The sequence below is a fragment of the Helicobacter valdiviensis genome, assembly GCF_003245365.1.
Classification (GTDB): Bacteria; Campylobacterota; Campylobacteria; order Campylobacterales; family Helicobacteraceae; genus Helicobacter_D; species Helicobacter_D valdiviensis.
This window is the reverse complement of the sequence record NZ_NBIU01000002.1, coordinates 73,646-88,611: the sequence shown is the minus strand read 5'-3', so window position 1 is coordinate 88,611 and position 14,966 is coordinate 73,646. Positions and strand designations below refer to the sequence as shown.

Annotated in this window: 19 protein-coding genes; 2 read left to right on the top strand and 17 right to left on the bottom strand. The window is 31.5% G+C overall.

What is annotated here, in order from left to right:
- Window positions 1-5: 5 nt before the first annotated feature.
- From dapB to trxA, 4 genes are read right to left on the bottom strand one after another with little or no spacing between them, the layout of a single operon-like run.
- Window positions 6-776, bottom strand: a complete 771-nt coding sequence (gene dapB, locus B6S12_RS01245; protein ID WP_111229006.1) for a 4-hydroxy-tetrahydrodipicolinate reductase — start codon at window positions 774-776, stop codon at window positions 6-8.
- A gap of 21 nt (window positions 777-797) precedes the next feature.
- The gene (trxB, locus tag B6S12_RS01240) at window positions 798-1,739 is read right to left on the bottom strand and encodes a thioredoxin-disulfide reductase (protein ID WP_111229005.1); all 942 of its coding nucleotides are present in this window, start codon (window positions 1,737-1,739) and stop codon (window positions 798-800) included.
- 22 nt (window positions 1,740-1,761) lie between these two features.
- Window positions 1,762-2,235: a hypothetical protein gene (locus tag B6S12_RS01235; RefSeq protein ID WP_111229004.1), complete on the bottom strand. Its 474-nt coding sequence runs from the start codon at window positions 2,233-2,235 to the stop codon at window positions 1,762-1,764.
- Window positions 2,236-2,263: 28 nt separating this feature from the next.
- On the bottom strand, window positions 2,264-2,581 hold the full coding sequence (gene trxA / locus B6S12_RS01230) for a thioredoxin (RefSeq protein ID WP_111229003.1): 318 nt from the start codon (window positions 2,579-2,581) through the stop codon (window positions 2,264-2,266).
- A 287-nt stretch (window positions 2,582-2,868) separates the two neighbouring features.
- Between trxA and B6S12_RS01225 the strand changes: the two genes are divergently transcribed.
- Window positions 2,869-3,411 (top strand): hypothetical protein, encoded by a 543-nt coding sequence (locus tag B6S12_RS01225; protein WP_111229002.1) that lies wholly within the window; start codon window positions 2,869-2,871, stop codon window positions 3,409-3,411.
- 54 nt (window positions 3,412-3,465) lie between these two features.
- The gene (locus B6S12_RS01220) at window positions 3,466-4,701 is read left to right on the top strand and encodes a hypothetical protein (protein ID WP_111229001.1); all 1,236 of its coding nucleotides are present in this window, start codon (window positions 3,466-3,468) and stop codon (window positions 4,699-4,701) included.
- Window positions 4,702-4,990: 289 nt separating this feature from the next.
- Here B6S12_RS01220 and B6S12_RS01215 read toward each other — a convergent pair whose 3' ends face one another.
- The 13 genes from B6S12_RS01215 to B6S12_RS01155 are packed head-to-tail and all read right to left on the bottom strand — an operon-like array spanning window position 4,991 to window position 14,964.
- Entirely contained in the window at window positions 4,991-5,656 is a 666-nt protein-coding gene (locus B6S12_RS01215; protein ID WP_111229000.1) for a di-trans,poly-cis-decaprenylcistransferase, read from the bottom strand.
- On the bottom strand, window positions 5,657-6,412 hold the full coding sequence (locus tag B6S12_RS01210; protein WP_111228999.1) for a hypothetical protein: 756 nt from the start codon (window positions 6,410-6,412) through the stop codon (window positions 5,657-5,659).
- The gene (gene coaBC, locus B6S12_RS01205) at window positions 6,409-7,623 is read right to left on the bottom strand and encodes a bifunctional phosphopantothenoylcysteine decarboxylase/phosphopantothenate--cysteine ligase CoaBC (RefSeq protein ID WP_111228998.1); all 1,215 of its coding nucleotides are present in this window, start codon (window positions 7,621-7,623) and stop codon (window positions 6,409-6,411) included. The genes B6S12_RS01210 and coaBC overlap by 4 nt, the downstream gene beginning before the upstream one ends.
- On the bottom strand, window positions 7,623-9,446 hold the full coding sequence (gene mrdA / locus B6S12_RS01200) for a penicillin-binding protein 2 (RefSeq protein WP_181450914.1): 1,824 nt from the start codon (window positions 9,444-9,446) through the stop codon (window positions 7,623-7,625). Before mrdA ends, coaBC begins: the two co-directional genes overlap by 1 nt.
- On the bottom strand, window positions 9,447-9,911 hold the full coding sequence (locus B6S12_RS01195) for a hypothetical protein (RefSeq protein WP_111228997.1): 465 nt from the start codon (window positions 9,909-9,911) through the stop codon (window positions 9,447-9,449). It abuts the gene before it with no gap.
- Entirely contained in the window at window positions 9,878-10,396 is a 519-nt protein-coding gene (locus B6S12_RS01190) for an N-acetyltransferase (protein ID WP_111228996.1), read from the bottom strand. The genes B6S12_RS01195 and B6S12_RS01190 overlap by 34 nt, the downstream gene beginning before the upstream one ends.
- Window positions 10,396-11,004: a ribosome biogenesis GTP-binding protein YihA/YsxC gene (gene yihA / locus B6S12_RS01185; protein WP_111228995.1), complete on the bottom strand. Its 609-nt coding sequence runs from the start codon at window positions 11,002-11,004 to the stop codon at window positions 10,396-10,398. Before yihA ends, B6S12_RS01190 begins: the two co-directional genes overlap by 1 nt.
- A complete protein-coding gene (gene lptA, locus B6S12_RS01180; protein WP_111228994.1) occupies window positions 11,004-11,468 on the bottom strand; it encodes a lipopolysaccharide transport periplasmic protein LptA in 465 nt (154 codons plus the stop codon). Before lptA ends, yihA begins: the two co-directional genes overlap by 1 nt.
- Window positions 11,465-12,019 carry a hypothetical protein gene (locus tag B6S12_RS01175; protein ID WP_111228993.1) on the bottom strand — a complete coding sequence of 185 codons (555 nt, stop codon included), beginning with the start codon at window positions 12,017-12,019 and terminating at the stop codon, window positions 11,465-11,467. Before B6S12_RS01175 ends, lptA begins: the two co-directional genes overlap by 4 nt.
- Entirely contained in the window at window positions 12,006-12,497 is a 492-nt protein-coding gene (locus B6S12_RS01170; protein WP_111228992.1) for a KdsC family phosphatase, read from the bottom strand. The genes B6S12_RS01175 and B6S12_RS01170 overlap by 14 nt, the downstream gene beginning before the upstream one ends.
- Window positions 12,494-13,069 carry an imidazoleglycerol-phosphate dehydratase HisB gene (gene hisB, locus B6S12_RS01165; RefSeq protein ID WP_111228991.1) on the bottom strand — a complete coding sequence of 192 codons (576 nt, stop codon included), beginning with the start codon at window positions 13,067-13,069 and terminating at the stop codon, window positions 12,494-12,496. Before hisB ends, B6S12_RS01170 begins: the two co-directional genes overlap by 4 nt.
- A gap of 9 nt (window positions 13,070-13,078) precedes the next feature.
- Window positions 13,079-13,891, bottom strand: coding sequence for a septal ring lytic transglycosylase RlpA family protein (locus B6S12_RS01160; RefSeq protein WP_111228990.1), 813 nt, complete (start codon window positions 13,889-13,891; stop codon window positions 13,079-13,081).
- Window positions 13,888-14,964: a lytic transglycosylase domain-containing protein gene (locus B6S12_RS01155; protein ID WP_111228989.1), complete on the bottom strand. Its 1,077-nt coding sequence runs from the start codon at window positions 14,962-14,964 to the stop codon at window positions 13,888-13,890. Before B6S12_RS01155 ends, B6S12_RS01160 begins: the two co-directional genes overlap by 4 nt.
- Window positions 14,965-14,966 lie beyond the last annotated feature (2 nt).

Sequence of the window (14,966 nt, the reverse complement as noted above, 5' to 3'; positions counted from 1 at the left end):
ACTCCTTATAAATTTAGAGAATCTTCAATACTATAAAGCCCATTTGGTTGATCTTTAAGCCATAAAGTAGCCTTTAGTGCTCCTTTTGCAAAAGTGGCTCTTGAAGTTGCAGTATGGCAAAATTCTAAATATTCACCCTCTCCATAGAAACCTACATTATGGATACCTGCTACATCTCCACCTCTTAAAGACATCACGCCAATTTCATCTACTTTGCGTTCGCCTATATTTCCATTCCTTCCACTCACTCTAACTTTATCTAAATCAAGCTCTCTTGCATTAGCACAAGTTTTTGCTAGACTTAACGCTGTTCCACTTGGGGAATCCTTTTTTAAATGATGGTGTGTTTCTACAATTTCAATATCAAAATCCCTCAAAGTAGAAGCTACCATTGCAATAGCTTTATTTAATACTGCTACCCCTAAAGACATATTAGAAGCATATAAAATAGGCATTTTTTTAGAAGCTTCTTTGATAAGATTTTCATGGTGAGTTTCCAATCCTGTTGTGCCAATAACGATAGGCTTAGGATATCCCTGCATAGCAACTTCTAAAAGATTTTCTGTGCCTTGCGGTGTTGTAAAATCTACTACCGCATCACAAGATTGCAAAAAAACTTTTAAATCGCTTGTGATAAGCACTCCAGGATCTATAGAAAAGTCTAGCTCACGCCTTACATAAACGCTCTCCAATTTAATTTCTTTGCTCTCTCTAGCTAAATCCACCACAAGCTTGCCTACACGCCCACCAGCACCAAACACACCAATCTTTACCATAAAGTTCCCCTTTATTGTGATTTATTTATGATGTTCTATATATTCAATCGCACTTAAAGCTGCTGTAGCTCCATCTGCTGCTGCACAAACTACTTGCTTTGGAGCATCTTTACGCAAATCTCCTGCTACATATAATCCAGGAATATTTGTCTCCATTTTTAAATTTACAATTGCTTGTCCATACTCATCTAAAGCACAAATTGAGCTACCATCTTCTCCTAAAAGCACTTTGTTATTAACATTATAGCCAATTAAAACAAAAATTCCATCAATCTTTAAATCCATAGTGCTTTGATTTTCTAAATTTTTAAGTTTTAGTCCTGTTACACCTGCTTCACTAGTTCCACAAATCTCTTCAATTACATAAGGTGTTAAAAAATTAATCTTAGACTCATTTCTAGCACGCTCTAGTGTAATAGGCGATGCTCTAAACTCATTCCTTCTATGGATTAATGTAACTTTAGAACAAATTTTTGCCAAATAAATAGACTCTTCTACTGCAGTATCTCCACCACCTAAGACAACAACTTCTTTATTTTTATAGAAAAATCCATCACAAGTGGCACATGAACTAACTCCCTTGCCCCAATAAGTATCTTCGCCTTTTACACCTGAACGCTTCGGGCTTCCACCAGTCGCTACAATCACAGCTTTAGCTTCTACCTCTTTACCATCACTTAAAACTAATACAAAATGGCTTTCTTTTCTTTTTATATATTTCACTTCCGCCATTTCATGCTTTAGCCCAAATCTAAAACATTGCTCTTGCCATGGTTGCATAAAATCAAATCCACTTTTAACCTCCGCAACGCCAGGATAATTTTCCATTTCACTGCTTGAAGTTATTTGTCCACCAGGCATTCCTTTTTCAAACATTACCACATCTTTTAATCCACCTCTAGTAGCATACAATCCTGCACTTAATCCTGCAGGACCTCCACCAATAATTGCTAATTCTAACATCTTAACTCCTTATAGATAGAATTTATTTTTGAAAATTAAATAACTTATAAATGCCATTCTCCTTAGGCTTCTCATACAATTCTTTTTTTTCCTTGTTTTGCTTAATCTTAAAGCAAATGGGAACTTTCTTGATTTCAAAGCGATTAATGAGTTCTAGCAAACCATGACTACCTACTTTTAAATTTACAATTTTATTATCCTGTATTATTCCACTTTGGTATAAATCTACTGCTAAAATTTTATTTTGATAATCTTTACTTTGTTGGTTTAAAAAATCTTTCCAATTTTCTTGATGAGAACTATAAAAACATAATTGATATTCTAAATCTTTAGGCTCAAAATATTCTATTCCTTTATCATCTTTTTGTATAAAAAATCCATTTTCTTTAAAATTAATCTTTGATACAGCTCTAAAAGAATATTGATAATACAAAAAAGCTCCTAATGCAAAAACAATAATAAATGCAATAGGAAAGCTAGGGCAACATTTTTTCAAACTCTGCCCCCTCTTTCATTTTAATTTCTTATAATAAACTATCAATTTTATTTCTAAAATCTTGTTCGCTTGATGCACCAATCATTTCATCCACTTTTTGCCCATTCTTATAAAAGAAAATAGTAGGGATAGAGCGAATTCCAAATTTCATTGCTAATTCTTGTTGATCATCTGTATTTACTTTACAAATTTTTGCTTTTCCTGCATATTCAACTGCAAGCTTGTCAATCACTGGTGAAATCATTTTGCATGGATTACACCAAGGTGCCCAAAAATCAACCATTACAACGCCATCTTTAATTGTTTCTTCAAAATTTTGCTCTGTTAATTCAATATAACCAGCCATAATTTCTGTCTCCTTGTAAATAATAATTTTTATCCTTACAATTATACTCTTATTAGCTTAAAACTTTCAAATCTTATTCAAATTTCTAAATTTCTTTATACAATTCTGCTAAAAAACTACCCCAATTACAGCATTTTAGAAAACTTTGCGTAATAATAACTTTCTAATGCTTTTGAGTTATTTAGAAACAATCCTATAAAAACTAATAACTTAATCATAATATAGTTGTTTTATGATTAAGCTTTAGATAGAATGAATTTGTATCTTATATTTTACAAGGAGTTACAATGAAAAAGTTGTTATGTGGTAGTCTTATAGCTTTAGGACTTATAAGTGGAGCCAATGCAACAGACTTAATCTCTCTTGCTACTAATGGAAAAGCTAATGAAAGTTCATTAGGGGTGAAAGCTCTTAGCAATCAAGAAATGAATGAGATTGTGGGAGGAGTATACATAGTTGGAAATGCTTGGCATCAATATGGCAAAAGAAACAATTCTGGCACTAAAGTTTCTTATACTGCTTATTACCAATTAGGAGAAAATGTTAGGAATGAACTACTTCCATTAAATGTAGATGATGGTAGTAGAAGATACAAAGCTATGATTCAAGCTACACTAACTTATTCTTGTTGTGGTAGTAATTCGCTCAGCTATTCATTTATTGGTGTTAATCAATACAATCCTGTATATACACGCCCAGCTGACAGATATTATGCAAATCAATTGCTTGCAAAATATAAAAATCAGATTAAAGATGGACTTAATCATTACATATATACAGACGCTGACAGATATTGGAGGAACAATTACAGAAGCAGATACTCTAGATAAGGAACACCTTTTGCTTACTCCTTTATAAATAAATCATAATAAAGGGGTTTAGCAATGGCAAGTGTATCTAATGCTTATAACAGTTATGTTTTAAATGGGGCTTACACAAGCCTATATAAGACTTCTAATCCTAAAACTTCTAATACTCAAGATGATGTTTTTATATCCTTGCAAGGCAATAATAAAGAGCAAACAAATTTAAGTGATAATGAGATTTTAGAAAAGATAAGGAATCAAACACGCATTACTCAACAAGCTTGGAGAACCTCTATTTTTTATAATGTTAATGATAAAGATATCTTAATAAATGGTGTGATTGAAAAAATAGATAAGGATTATAGAAAAAAATACCCTAATGTAGAAACTATTATTTCATCAGGCAGTTTTTTTCTTCAAGATAAAAGCTTTATCAATAAAATAGATACTAAATTGCAAGAAAAAGCTACTAAAAAGGTTACCCTAAAAGAAGCAGAGGAAGCACAAGAGTTTTTAAATAAGCAAATGGATTCTATTATGCTAGAGCTTTATAAGAAAAATCCAAAGCTTATGGAAGACACTATGAAAAAAGAATATGACTTTTATACTAATGGTGGTTTTAGTGGAGATTATAAGCCTAGTAAAGAAATAGCCAATTTGCAATCTGATGAAAGAATAGAGAGATTATTAATAGATTATGGAATTAGAACAGAGGGAGAAGAACTTGATAAAAGTTTTGAAAAATTTTTAGCAAAAATGCGAGAAAATTTTCAAGGTGAAAATATTGATGAAGAGTTAATTTTAGAATTAAGACAAGGTGTTGGCATATATAGATACCAAAAAATGGAAATGAGTGGTTATGCTTTCTTCTCACAAGTTACTGATATGCTTTCAAAAGAAGAACAAGAAAAGATTACAGATGCTATTGTTGATGTATTATCTTTTTATTCAGGAGCTAATAGCATAGAGCTTAATGGAACTAAAGTTTCTTGGGAGCCAGAAAGTAAAGACCCAAATAGTGTTTATGGTTGGGGTTCTAATGTTACAATGGATGTAGCTTGTATTGATGTAAAAATAGAATATGGAACAAATAATGATGATTTATTGTTACCTCTAAATGCTAAGTATTCTAACTTTGATAGCACACAAAGCTTTTTTGATATGTTAGAGCAAAGAGAAAAGCTAGAAAAAGAAAATCAAGAATTGCAAAATAAAAGAGGATTGAATTTAGTCAATAATCCTTATATAGAGACTAAAAGTGATGGTATCTTAAAAGAAGTGTTAAAGAGTAAAGATAAGGAGATAAGGGCATAGGGGCTATTTAAATTTCCTAAATATTTAATCCAATTTAAAAAATTGAAATATAATAAAAACCAAGCTTCTATCCAATAGCCAAAAGCAAATATAAAAAAATTTCTATAAAATTTATCTCTTTAATACTGGCTGTTCTTGTATTATACTTGCTTTTAAATTTAATTATTTAGTTTATTGCTATTTTAAGAACTTAAAAATAAGACCAACAATGCACTTATTCCTTTATTTTTAGATACTAAAATATATTGGGAATTATAAATTAGCAATATTTTAATATTATTTAAAGAAATTATTTTAACCCCCCAAACCTCCTTTCTCTGTTGTGAAATTCCTGAATAATTTGTTCTAGTTCTTCTTTATTAAAATCTGGCCAAAGTGTTTTGGTAAAAAAGAGTTCTGCATAAGCACATTGCCATAAAAGAAAATTAGAAAGACGGCAATCTCCTCCTGTTCTTATTAGAATATCCACATCTTGTGGATTATCAAGATGTTTTTTGATATTCTCTTCATTAAAAGAAATTGCACTAGCACTTAGCTTTTTAAATGTGCGAATAATTTCATCCTTTGCGCCATAATTTAATGCAAGATATTGTGTAAGCTTAGCCCCATCTTTAGTTTCCTCTTCTAAATCCTGAATAAGTTTTTGAAGTTTTGGAGAAAAAATACTCAAATCTCCAATACCCTTAAAAGCAATACCATTATTTTTGTAAGTGTTTTTTTCAGATTTTAAATATTGCTCTAAAAGCTTCATTAAAAAATCCACCTCACTTTTAGGGCGTTTCCAATTTTCTGTAGAAAAAGCATAAAGAGTGAGATGATTAACCCCTAGTTTTAGACAACTTTGTGTAATTTCTCTAATTTTTTTAGCACCTTCTTTATGTCCATAATGGCGTGGTTTATTTTTTAGAGTTGCCCATCTACCATTGCCATCCATAATAATTGCTAAATGAAGCATTTAACCCTCTAAATCCAAAAGTTGATCACTAAAATCATAAAGTGGAGCAATAGAAGAATCTACATTAATATTAACTTTTTGAATGAAAGCAAGTTCATCTAAATTGTTTTTAAGTAACCTTGCTACACTCTCATACATAACACTAATATCAAGCTTCACACCTTCATTAGAATTTCTTAAAATTCCAGAGGTAGCACCAAGATTTGCAAACACAGAATAAAATTCTAAAACCTCCAATTCTTGAACTTTTCTTTTTTTAAGCTGTAAAAAACCATCTTTTTTTTCATCATCATAATGGAGCGGAAGCGTTAAAACTTTATGTTTTAGGGACATTAGCATATGGCTAAGAAAGGCAAATTCCCATTTAGATTCAGCACTTGCCATTCTTTCACCCACAAATTGCTTCATTGCCTCAAAAGGATTTGCTCCATCTTGTAAAAATTTCTCTAAAAGTTCGGGATTTAATTTTAAGGGTGTATTGGTTTCTTTAAGTAAATTGGGCTGTTTTATGAGGTTAGATAGCGTAATAGAACCATTAGATTTCCCCATAAGTGCCCAATAATTTTTTCCCACTTCAAGCTCTTTAACGCTTTTAGTTTCCATAGCCACATTTCCTACTTTTATCATATAACGGATACCTTGATATTTTTCTAACACTTCAAGCTTAATAGGGAGGGTAGCATTAAATTGCGTAGGATTATTGGAGGCTTGTAGCTTATTATGGAGGTTTGCTACTTGTGCCATTTGTTTAATCATAAGCTTTTTGCCTTATTTAAGATTTTAAAGGCTAAATCTAACTTATGCCCTTTGCCTAGATTTTCACAAGTATCATTGCTAAGAAAAGTAATATCATTATTTTCTGCATTAAAAGGACTAAAGTTTTCATCAATCATATTAAGACAAATTGCATCAAGATTTTTATTTTTTAAGGCTTTTTTTGCAGATTCTAATCCCTTACTACTTTCAAGCTTAAAGCCTATTGTAGTTTGGTTTTCTTTTTGAATTGTGCTTAGAATATCTAGATTTTTTATAAGTTCTAAGTTCCAGTTTTCACCTAAATCTTCTTTCTTTAGTTTTTTAGAATGTGTGTATTTTGGCAAATAATCGCTAATGGCTGCTGCCATAATCAAAAGGTGGTTTTTGGAGGTTTCTTGCCAAATATTTAGTTCTTTTAGAAAGTCTTGTGTGCTTTTTACAGGAGTTTTTTTGATTTCTTGAGGCAAAATAAAAGGAAATTTAGAGCCTATATATGTGGTTTTGGCTCCCAATAGATAGGAGGCAATACTTAGATATTGAGCCATCTTACCACTTGAATGGTTTGAAAGATAACGCACACTATCTAAATCTTCAATACTTCCTCCACCACTAATACATACTTCTTTTTGTTTCCAAAAATCTTGTTTAAAACATTCTCTTAAAAGTTTATAGATAATCTCTAAAGGCTCTGCTAATGCACCATTGCCTATGGTTTTGCAAGCAAGCTCTTTGCAAAGAGGGGGAATTATACAAATTCCCAGATTTTCAAGCTTTTTTAAAGAATCTTGAGTGATTTTGTTTTCTAGCATTTTAGTGTTTGCAGAAGGGGCAATAAGCCTAATACCCTCATAAGCTAAAAAAGTTTCCAAAAGAGGATTATCAGCAATTCCATTTGCCAATTTATTGATTGTATTTGCACTTGCAGGAGCAATCAAAAAAACATCCCCAAAGGTAGCTAACTCTATATGATTACAAGGATTTTGACTCCAAGATTGGCTACTTTTATGTAAAACTTGATGGTGGCTTAGTGCTTCAAAAAGCAAGGGTTGGATAAACTTTTGTGCCTCATTACTCATAACCACACGCACACTAGCACCTAACTTCTGCAAGCCTCTTAAAATCTCTAAGGATTTATAGATAGATACACTTCCGCTAACGCCTAAAATCACTTTTTTGTTTTCTAAAAGAGGTGGGAGAAAGCCTATATCCATTATTGCTCCTTTTTAGATTTTTTGGGTGCAACATAGCCAAAATCTACAAGAGTATTTGCAAGTTTAGCTAAAATAGGTCCTGCTGTGCCAGAACCGCTTCCACCATGCTCTACCATAATAGTAATTACATAGCGTGGATTATCTGCAGGCAAAAAACCTGTAATCCAAGCTTGTGAGCGATGAAAATATTCCATATCTTTTTCTTTGATACGCTCTTTATCGGTTTGCGAGATGCCTACTACTTGTGCTGTTCCGGTTTTACAAGCCAAAAGTGCTTTAGATTCTCTTGTGGCATAAAATGCAGTTCCTCCCACTTCACTGCATACCTGATACATACCTTCTCTTAAAACTTTTAATTTACTTTTTTGAAAATCATTTAAAACATCTTTGCTTTCCCTTTGTATTTCTTCATCGCCAACAGCTTTTACAAAATGAGGAATAGGCAATTTCCCAGTTGCAATAAGGGCAGTATAGTTTGCCACTTGCATAGGAGTAACTAAAAATAAACCTTGCCCAATAGAACTCACAATACTATCTCCCACATACCAATCTTGTTTATATTTTGATTTTTTTAAAGAAGGAGAAGGAACAATTCCAACAGATTCATTTGCTAAATCTACACCGCTTTTTTGCCCAAACCCCATTTGTTTAATCACATTTGCGATTTTTTCAAAATCACTCTTTTGAGCTAGAAGATAAAAATACACATCCACACTACGCTTTAATGCTTTAAAAAGATCAGCACTTCCATGTCCTCCCTCTTTCCAATCACGGAATTTTCTACCTCCAACTTCTACAAAAGGCGGTGTTTTTAGTTCGCTAAATTCATCAATATCGCTATTTTCTAAAAAAGCTAATCCCATTCCCATTTTTATAACAGAGCCTGGAGGATAAAGCCCATTAATAAACTTATTAATTAGTGGCTTATAAGGACTATTAAGCAAAGTATTCCAATTATCATGAGAGATACCACCCACAAAATGATTGAGATTATATTCAGGATAACTACCTGCTGCTAGTATCTCACCATTTGAAGCATCCATAATGATTGCAGCACCATTATAGCCTGTAAAAATTTCATCCATTTTCTTTTGGATTTTAATATCTAGCGTTGTAATTAAATCTTGGTTATCACTAGCTTCTTTATAAGAAAGGGTTTCAATTTCTTTGTTAAAGGCGGTTACTTTAATAACGCGACTTCCGATTTTTCCTTGTAAAAAATTATCATATTGTCGCTCTAGCCCTTCTTTGCCAATAATTTTTGTGTATTGTGCTATAGGCTCTCTTTCTATATCCTTTTGATTAGCTTTATTAATATAACCAATCACATGGGAAGCACTTGAATTATTAGGATAAAGACGCTTAGCGGTAGGAATTATTCTTATATTTTCACTTTGCAAAATGTGTGTGTGGTGCTTTAAGATAAAATCATGTTCTACAAATTCAATAACATTAATAAGATCATGACTATAAGGCGAATCATTTTTTTTATATTTTGTTATCAATTCTTGCTTAGAATATTGTGGAAAGAATTCTAAAATTTTATCAATTTCTTTTTCTAAAATAGGTAAATTGCTTTTTAAAGAAAGGCGTGGAGGAAGAGCTATATTGAAATTTACCATATTTGTAGCTAGTGGAAGCCCATATCTATCTAAAATTTGACCCCTAAAAGGAATAATAGGTTCTGTTCTTAAAGTATTATTTAAAGCTTGCTTCTCATAGTCTTCATGTGAAATAATGCCAATATGGAAAATGCGAAAAAACAGAATTCCCCAAAAAACAACAAAAACAAAGATAAAAAGATAAAATTGTCTATTAATCATCTATAAAATCCATAGAAAAATCCAAATAAGAAAAATCTCACACAAAACATACCAAGCAAATATCCAATTAAATTTTAAAAATTCTTCATCTAAAATTATGCCAAAAAGCTTTAAAAATAAGAAATATCCAAAATAGCTATAGAGAATGAAAAAAGGGACAAGAATTTTACTAAACCCTAAGAATTTACGCACTTTTGGCAATAAGAGTGCAAAAGAAAATGCTAAAAATAAAAGCGTGCTTCCTAAAGGAAGATTTTTAGTTGTTTCAAAAATTAGCAAAATAGGAACAAGAATATAAAAAGCATTATAATTGGCTTTCTCATACGCATCTTGTGATAATACATACAATACACCAAATAAAGGAGGCATATAATAAGACATATCACTTAAAGGTAAGTAAATAATAATGCCAATAATTAAGAAAATAAATCTTAAATTTTTTTGATGAGGGCTATTTCGTCGCATACAGGGAAGTGCTTACATAAAATACAATCTGCCCAAATTTTTTGATTTGGGATTTTCTCTTTACTGATTTCTACAAAACCAAGCTTAGAAAAAAGCTCTCTTTTGTAAGTCAAGACTAAAACCTCCTTGATTTTAAGAATATTTGCCTCACTAATGCAATCTTGTATAAGATTTCTTGCAACTCCTTTTCTTTGATAGAGAGGATTGACAATGAGACTTCTAATTTCTGCTAATGTGCTTGAATGAATATGCAAAGCACAAAATCCTAGCATAATGGGATTTTTAAAATCCTCTAGGGATTTTTGTTCCAAAAATAAGGAGTTTTCTTTTAACTTTTCTTCCTCTTCAAAAGCTACATGATAAGAGCGAATCATATTTGCCATAACTTCAGAAGAACGCTCTAAAATCACACCCTTTTCAATTTCAGGTTTTAAGAGTTCTTGCATTTTGGGTATCAAATCTAATGTAGGCTGTATAATAATCATCAATTCTCCTTATAAATTCCTAAAGCTTCTTGCACAATTCTTTGTCTAATAGGAGCAATATTTTCTTTATTGCCACTAAAAAGTGCTTGTGGGAAAGAGTTTTTTAATTTTTGCTTTTGAGAGGAATTTAGCTTATCAATTTTAGTAAAAATTCTTAAGATTTTTTGATCACCCCTTAAAAATCCATTCACAAAGGAAACAAGATTAACATCATTTTCCAAATTAGGGTGTCTGCTATCTACTAGATGTATAAAAAGTCTAATACTATCGCGTTTTTGTAAAAATTCTACAAGATTTTTATTCCATAATTCTTTTTGAGTTTTAGAGACTTTTGCATATCCAAATCCTGGTAAATCCACAAAATAAAGCTGGAGTTTTTCTTCTTCTTTACACCATTGGGTCAAAAAAAAGTTAATAAGTTGTGTTTTGCCTGGAGTTTGGGAGCTTTTGGCTAGATTTTTATTGTTACAAAGTAGATTGATGATTGTGCTTTTACCCACATTGCTTCTGCCTAAAAAAGCAATTTCACTAAGCAGAGGTGGGGGACATTGTGAAATATTTTGTGCTGAAGTGATAAATTGTGAATTTAAGAGTTTATATTCTTGCATTATTTTTCTTTCTCTAATTCAAAAATTAACACAGCAGGTTTTTTGGTATCACCTAAAACATTAATAGCACCCTTTTTTTGTTCAATAATGATTTTATCTCCTCTCACTTCATTTTTTTTAGCAGGTTCTTTTACAAAAGCCTTTCCTATAAGTTGATATTCTTCTTTTTGAGGGAAATAAATAAGGGTATCTGCACTACCTTCTATTTTGCGAGAATCTTTTAGAGTAAGCCAAAATTGCACATTATTTTTTGCTTCCATTTTTTCAGGACGATTTTGTTTATTAAAATAAATAAACATCTCATCAGCATGGAGACGATCTTCTAAGCGTTTAATACGAACATCGCCTTTTAGATGTGTGAGTTTGCTAGTTTCATCTGCACTAAGCTCTTGTGCGCTCACTTGTATTTCATCGCATAAAAGCGGGCTTAAGCATAAAAAAGTTAAAAGAAAAAATCTTTTCATAATTTTTTTCCTGTCTGCAAGATTCCTTTAATATCTTTAGCATAAATTTTGCCATTTTTATATTCTGCATTTTTACCATTAAATTGGTAATTTTTTTCTATAATTTTAAAATCCCCTTGACTTAATAAATTTTTGGTTTTAATTTCATAAGTTGCAACTTCGCTCCAAAAATTTAAAGCATCTTTTTGATATGTTGCACCTTGTGGCATATAAATATTATCATTTTTATGGATTGCAAAACTAGAGGTTAGAGTTTCTATTTTTCTTTCATCAAAAAGATAATGTTTAACCACAAAATCTTCCAATTCTTCTTGTCCTTCTTTATTTTGTTTGGCTTTGATGCCATTAGCTATAACTTCTACTCCAAAAGGAGTAATTTTTTGGTATAAAAAAGAAAAAATTTCAAATTTTTCAATTTGCTTGGCTGCATCTGCAATTTTGCGATTTTGTTGGCTAAGTATGAGTGCCATTACTACACAAGCAATGCATAAAAAAATAAAAAAATAAATAACCAAAGAGCCTTTTTGGAATTTTGTTTTAAAAGAGTGCATAAAATTCCTCTTGTAAATTTTCTTTTTGGATAAGAAAATCAATCATTTCTCTAACTGCTCCTTTACCGCCTTTTGATTTTAAAACTTTATAGACTTTTTTATGTAAAATTTTAGCACAATCTTTAGGCGCAAAAGAATATTTTGTTAATTTTAACATGCAAAGATCGTTTAAATCATCTCCAATTACAGCAAATTCATTTGATTTTAGATTTTCTTTTTCTAAGATTTCTTTTAATACAAGTGCTTTATTACTAATACCTTGCTTTAAATAGGTAATACCCAATTCTTTAGCTCTTAGTTCTAAGATTTTAGACTTTCTACCTGTAATAATAGCTACTTTTTTGCCTAATTTTATCCAACCTGCAATTCCTAAGCCATCTTTTACATTAAAAGTTTTACTCTCAATCCCCTTTTCATTATAGGTAATTGAACCATCTGTTAGAGTTCCATCTACATCTAATACAATCATTTTGATCACAATACGCCCTTTGTGCTGGGAATATTAAAGGCATTATTAATAACACAAGCTCTACGCATAGCTACAGCAAACGCTTTAAAGCTTGCCTCAATAATGTGATGACGATTTTTACCTCTTTTAAAAATAATGTGTGCAGAAATTCCTGCATTAAAGATTAAAGCTCTAAAAAATTCTTCTGCCAACTCACAATCAAAATTTCCAAGCTTTCCTTCTAAAGCGGGAATTTCATAAACCAAAAAAGGACGATTGCTAAGATCTAAATCACATTCTACACAAGCTTCATCCATAACAATAGAAGCATTTCCAAAGCGTTCTACACAAGAAATGGGATAAAGATTCTCTTTAAGCAAGCATCCAAGAACAATCCCGCAGTCCTCAACACTATGATGAGGATCAATATGTAAATCTCCTTTACATTCTAGCTCTAAATTCCACAAAGCGTGTTTTGCAAGAGAGCCCAACATATGATCAAAAAAACCAATGCCCGTCTGGATTTTACTTATCCCTTTTCCATAGACTTCTAGAGTTGCTTTAATGCTAGTTTCTTTGGTTTGTCTTGTGAGAGTTGCCATAATCTATCCTTATTGTGTGATAATAAATGAGCCTACTAATTTTTTAGAGGCTATGAAATCTCTAGCTTCTGCTTCACTTTTAAATCCACTCAGCATGACACGATAAATTGGTGCATTGTTTAAGGAATATTCTCTAACCAATGCTTGATAGCCATAATGGGAATGACTTTTTTGGAATCTATATGCACCCTCTTTGTTTCTAAAAGCTCCAATCTGCACCATAAAACTTGTAATTTCTACACTTGTTTGTGTGTGTGCCACTTTATATTCTGTATTAGCAAGTGTGGTTGTATTTAGTGGAATAGTATTAGAAATTTGCCCATTAAACCCAATAACTTCTAAGCTTACTCTAGCAGTTCCCTTTCCTACCATATCAATATCCCTAGCAGCAGAATTTGAAAGATCAATCACTCTGCCACTAATAAAAGGCCCCCTATCGTTAATCCTAACAATAGTGCTTTTACCATTTTCCTTACTAGTTACACGCACAATAGTATTCATAGGTAAAGTTTTATGTGCTGCTGTGTGAGCATACATACTATAAGTTTCACCATTGCTTGTTTTCTTTCCATGAAAATTTGGGCCATACCAACTTGCAATTCCCTCGCTCCTCTCACCTAGTGCAACAGAAGTAGGATAATACCATTTTCCATTAATCTGATAGGGACGCATTGTAGCTTTATGGACGCGTTCATTATTATTCATAGTACCATAGTTTTTAGTGGCTGAAGGAGTATAGGAAGAAGGATTATAGGAGCTACTTTTATAGCCACACCCTCCTAAAAACAAAAGAACACTCACAAATAATAAGATTTTTTTCATACATTGCCTCCATCTAGGGGAATAATAATTTCTTGGTTAATAGAAAGGCTATTTGAGTTTTTAATTGCATTAAAATTAGCAAGTTTTTTAGAAGAAATTCCATAGCGTTTTGCAATAGAATAAATAGTATCTCCTTTATTTACCTTATGCACAAGAAAATTTTGCACTTTGTTACCTCTTTTGATATTTTCCTCTTTATAATTTGCTAGAAGATGGTAAGGTAAATATACATTATAAATTCTTGCTTTTTGAGGTGTGGAATTTTGCTTAAAATGCGGATTGTAATGTTTTAATTCCTTTAAACTTAAGTTGGCTTGTGAAGCAATAAGACTAAGCGGAGTTGAGGGGCGTACTTCAATGGTAGCTAAAAGTGAATTTGCCCCACGGTTTAAAAAATAATCATAATCGCTAGATTTTAACAAATCTATATTGTGAAACAAAAGAGAAACCGAAAGAATTTTTCGGATATACATTCTGCTTTCTAAAGGGATATATTTGGCATCAGGATCCAAAAGAACTGCTAAAGAATCACTCCCCGCCTCTTTAATGGCACGCCTTAATCTTCCATCACCACAATTATATGCGATAGCTGCAAGATACCATTTACCAAAAGTATTTTTTAAATATTTTAAATAAGCAATGGCAGCTTGAGTAGATTTAATAGGATCTCTTCTTTCATCAATTTGAGAATTAATCTCTAAGCCCATAGATTTAGCAGTTTGTGGGATAAACTGCCATATTCCTACAGCTTTTTTGCTGGATTTTGCAAGAGGAGAAAATTCTGATTCAATCATTGCAAGATATAAAAATTCCTGAGGAATACCTTCTTTTAAAAACATTTCTTTAAGTGTGGGAATAAATTCATAACCTTTTTCAAATTTATTAAGAATATAATTTTTTTTATCCTCTTTAAAAAAAGAATTTTTAACATCCATAAAATAGGGATTATTTAAAAAATTAGGCTCGATATCAAAAGTGCTTAAAACCTCTTCGCTTCTATTATCATAAGCGATTTGTCCAAATTCTGCAAAACAAAATGTAAAACTAAGTAGTAGAGTTAATAATATTTTCATTG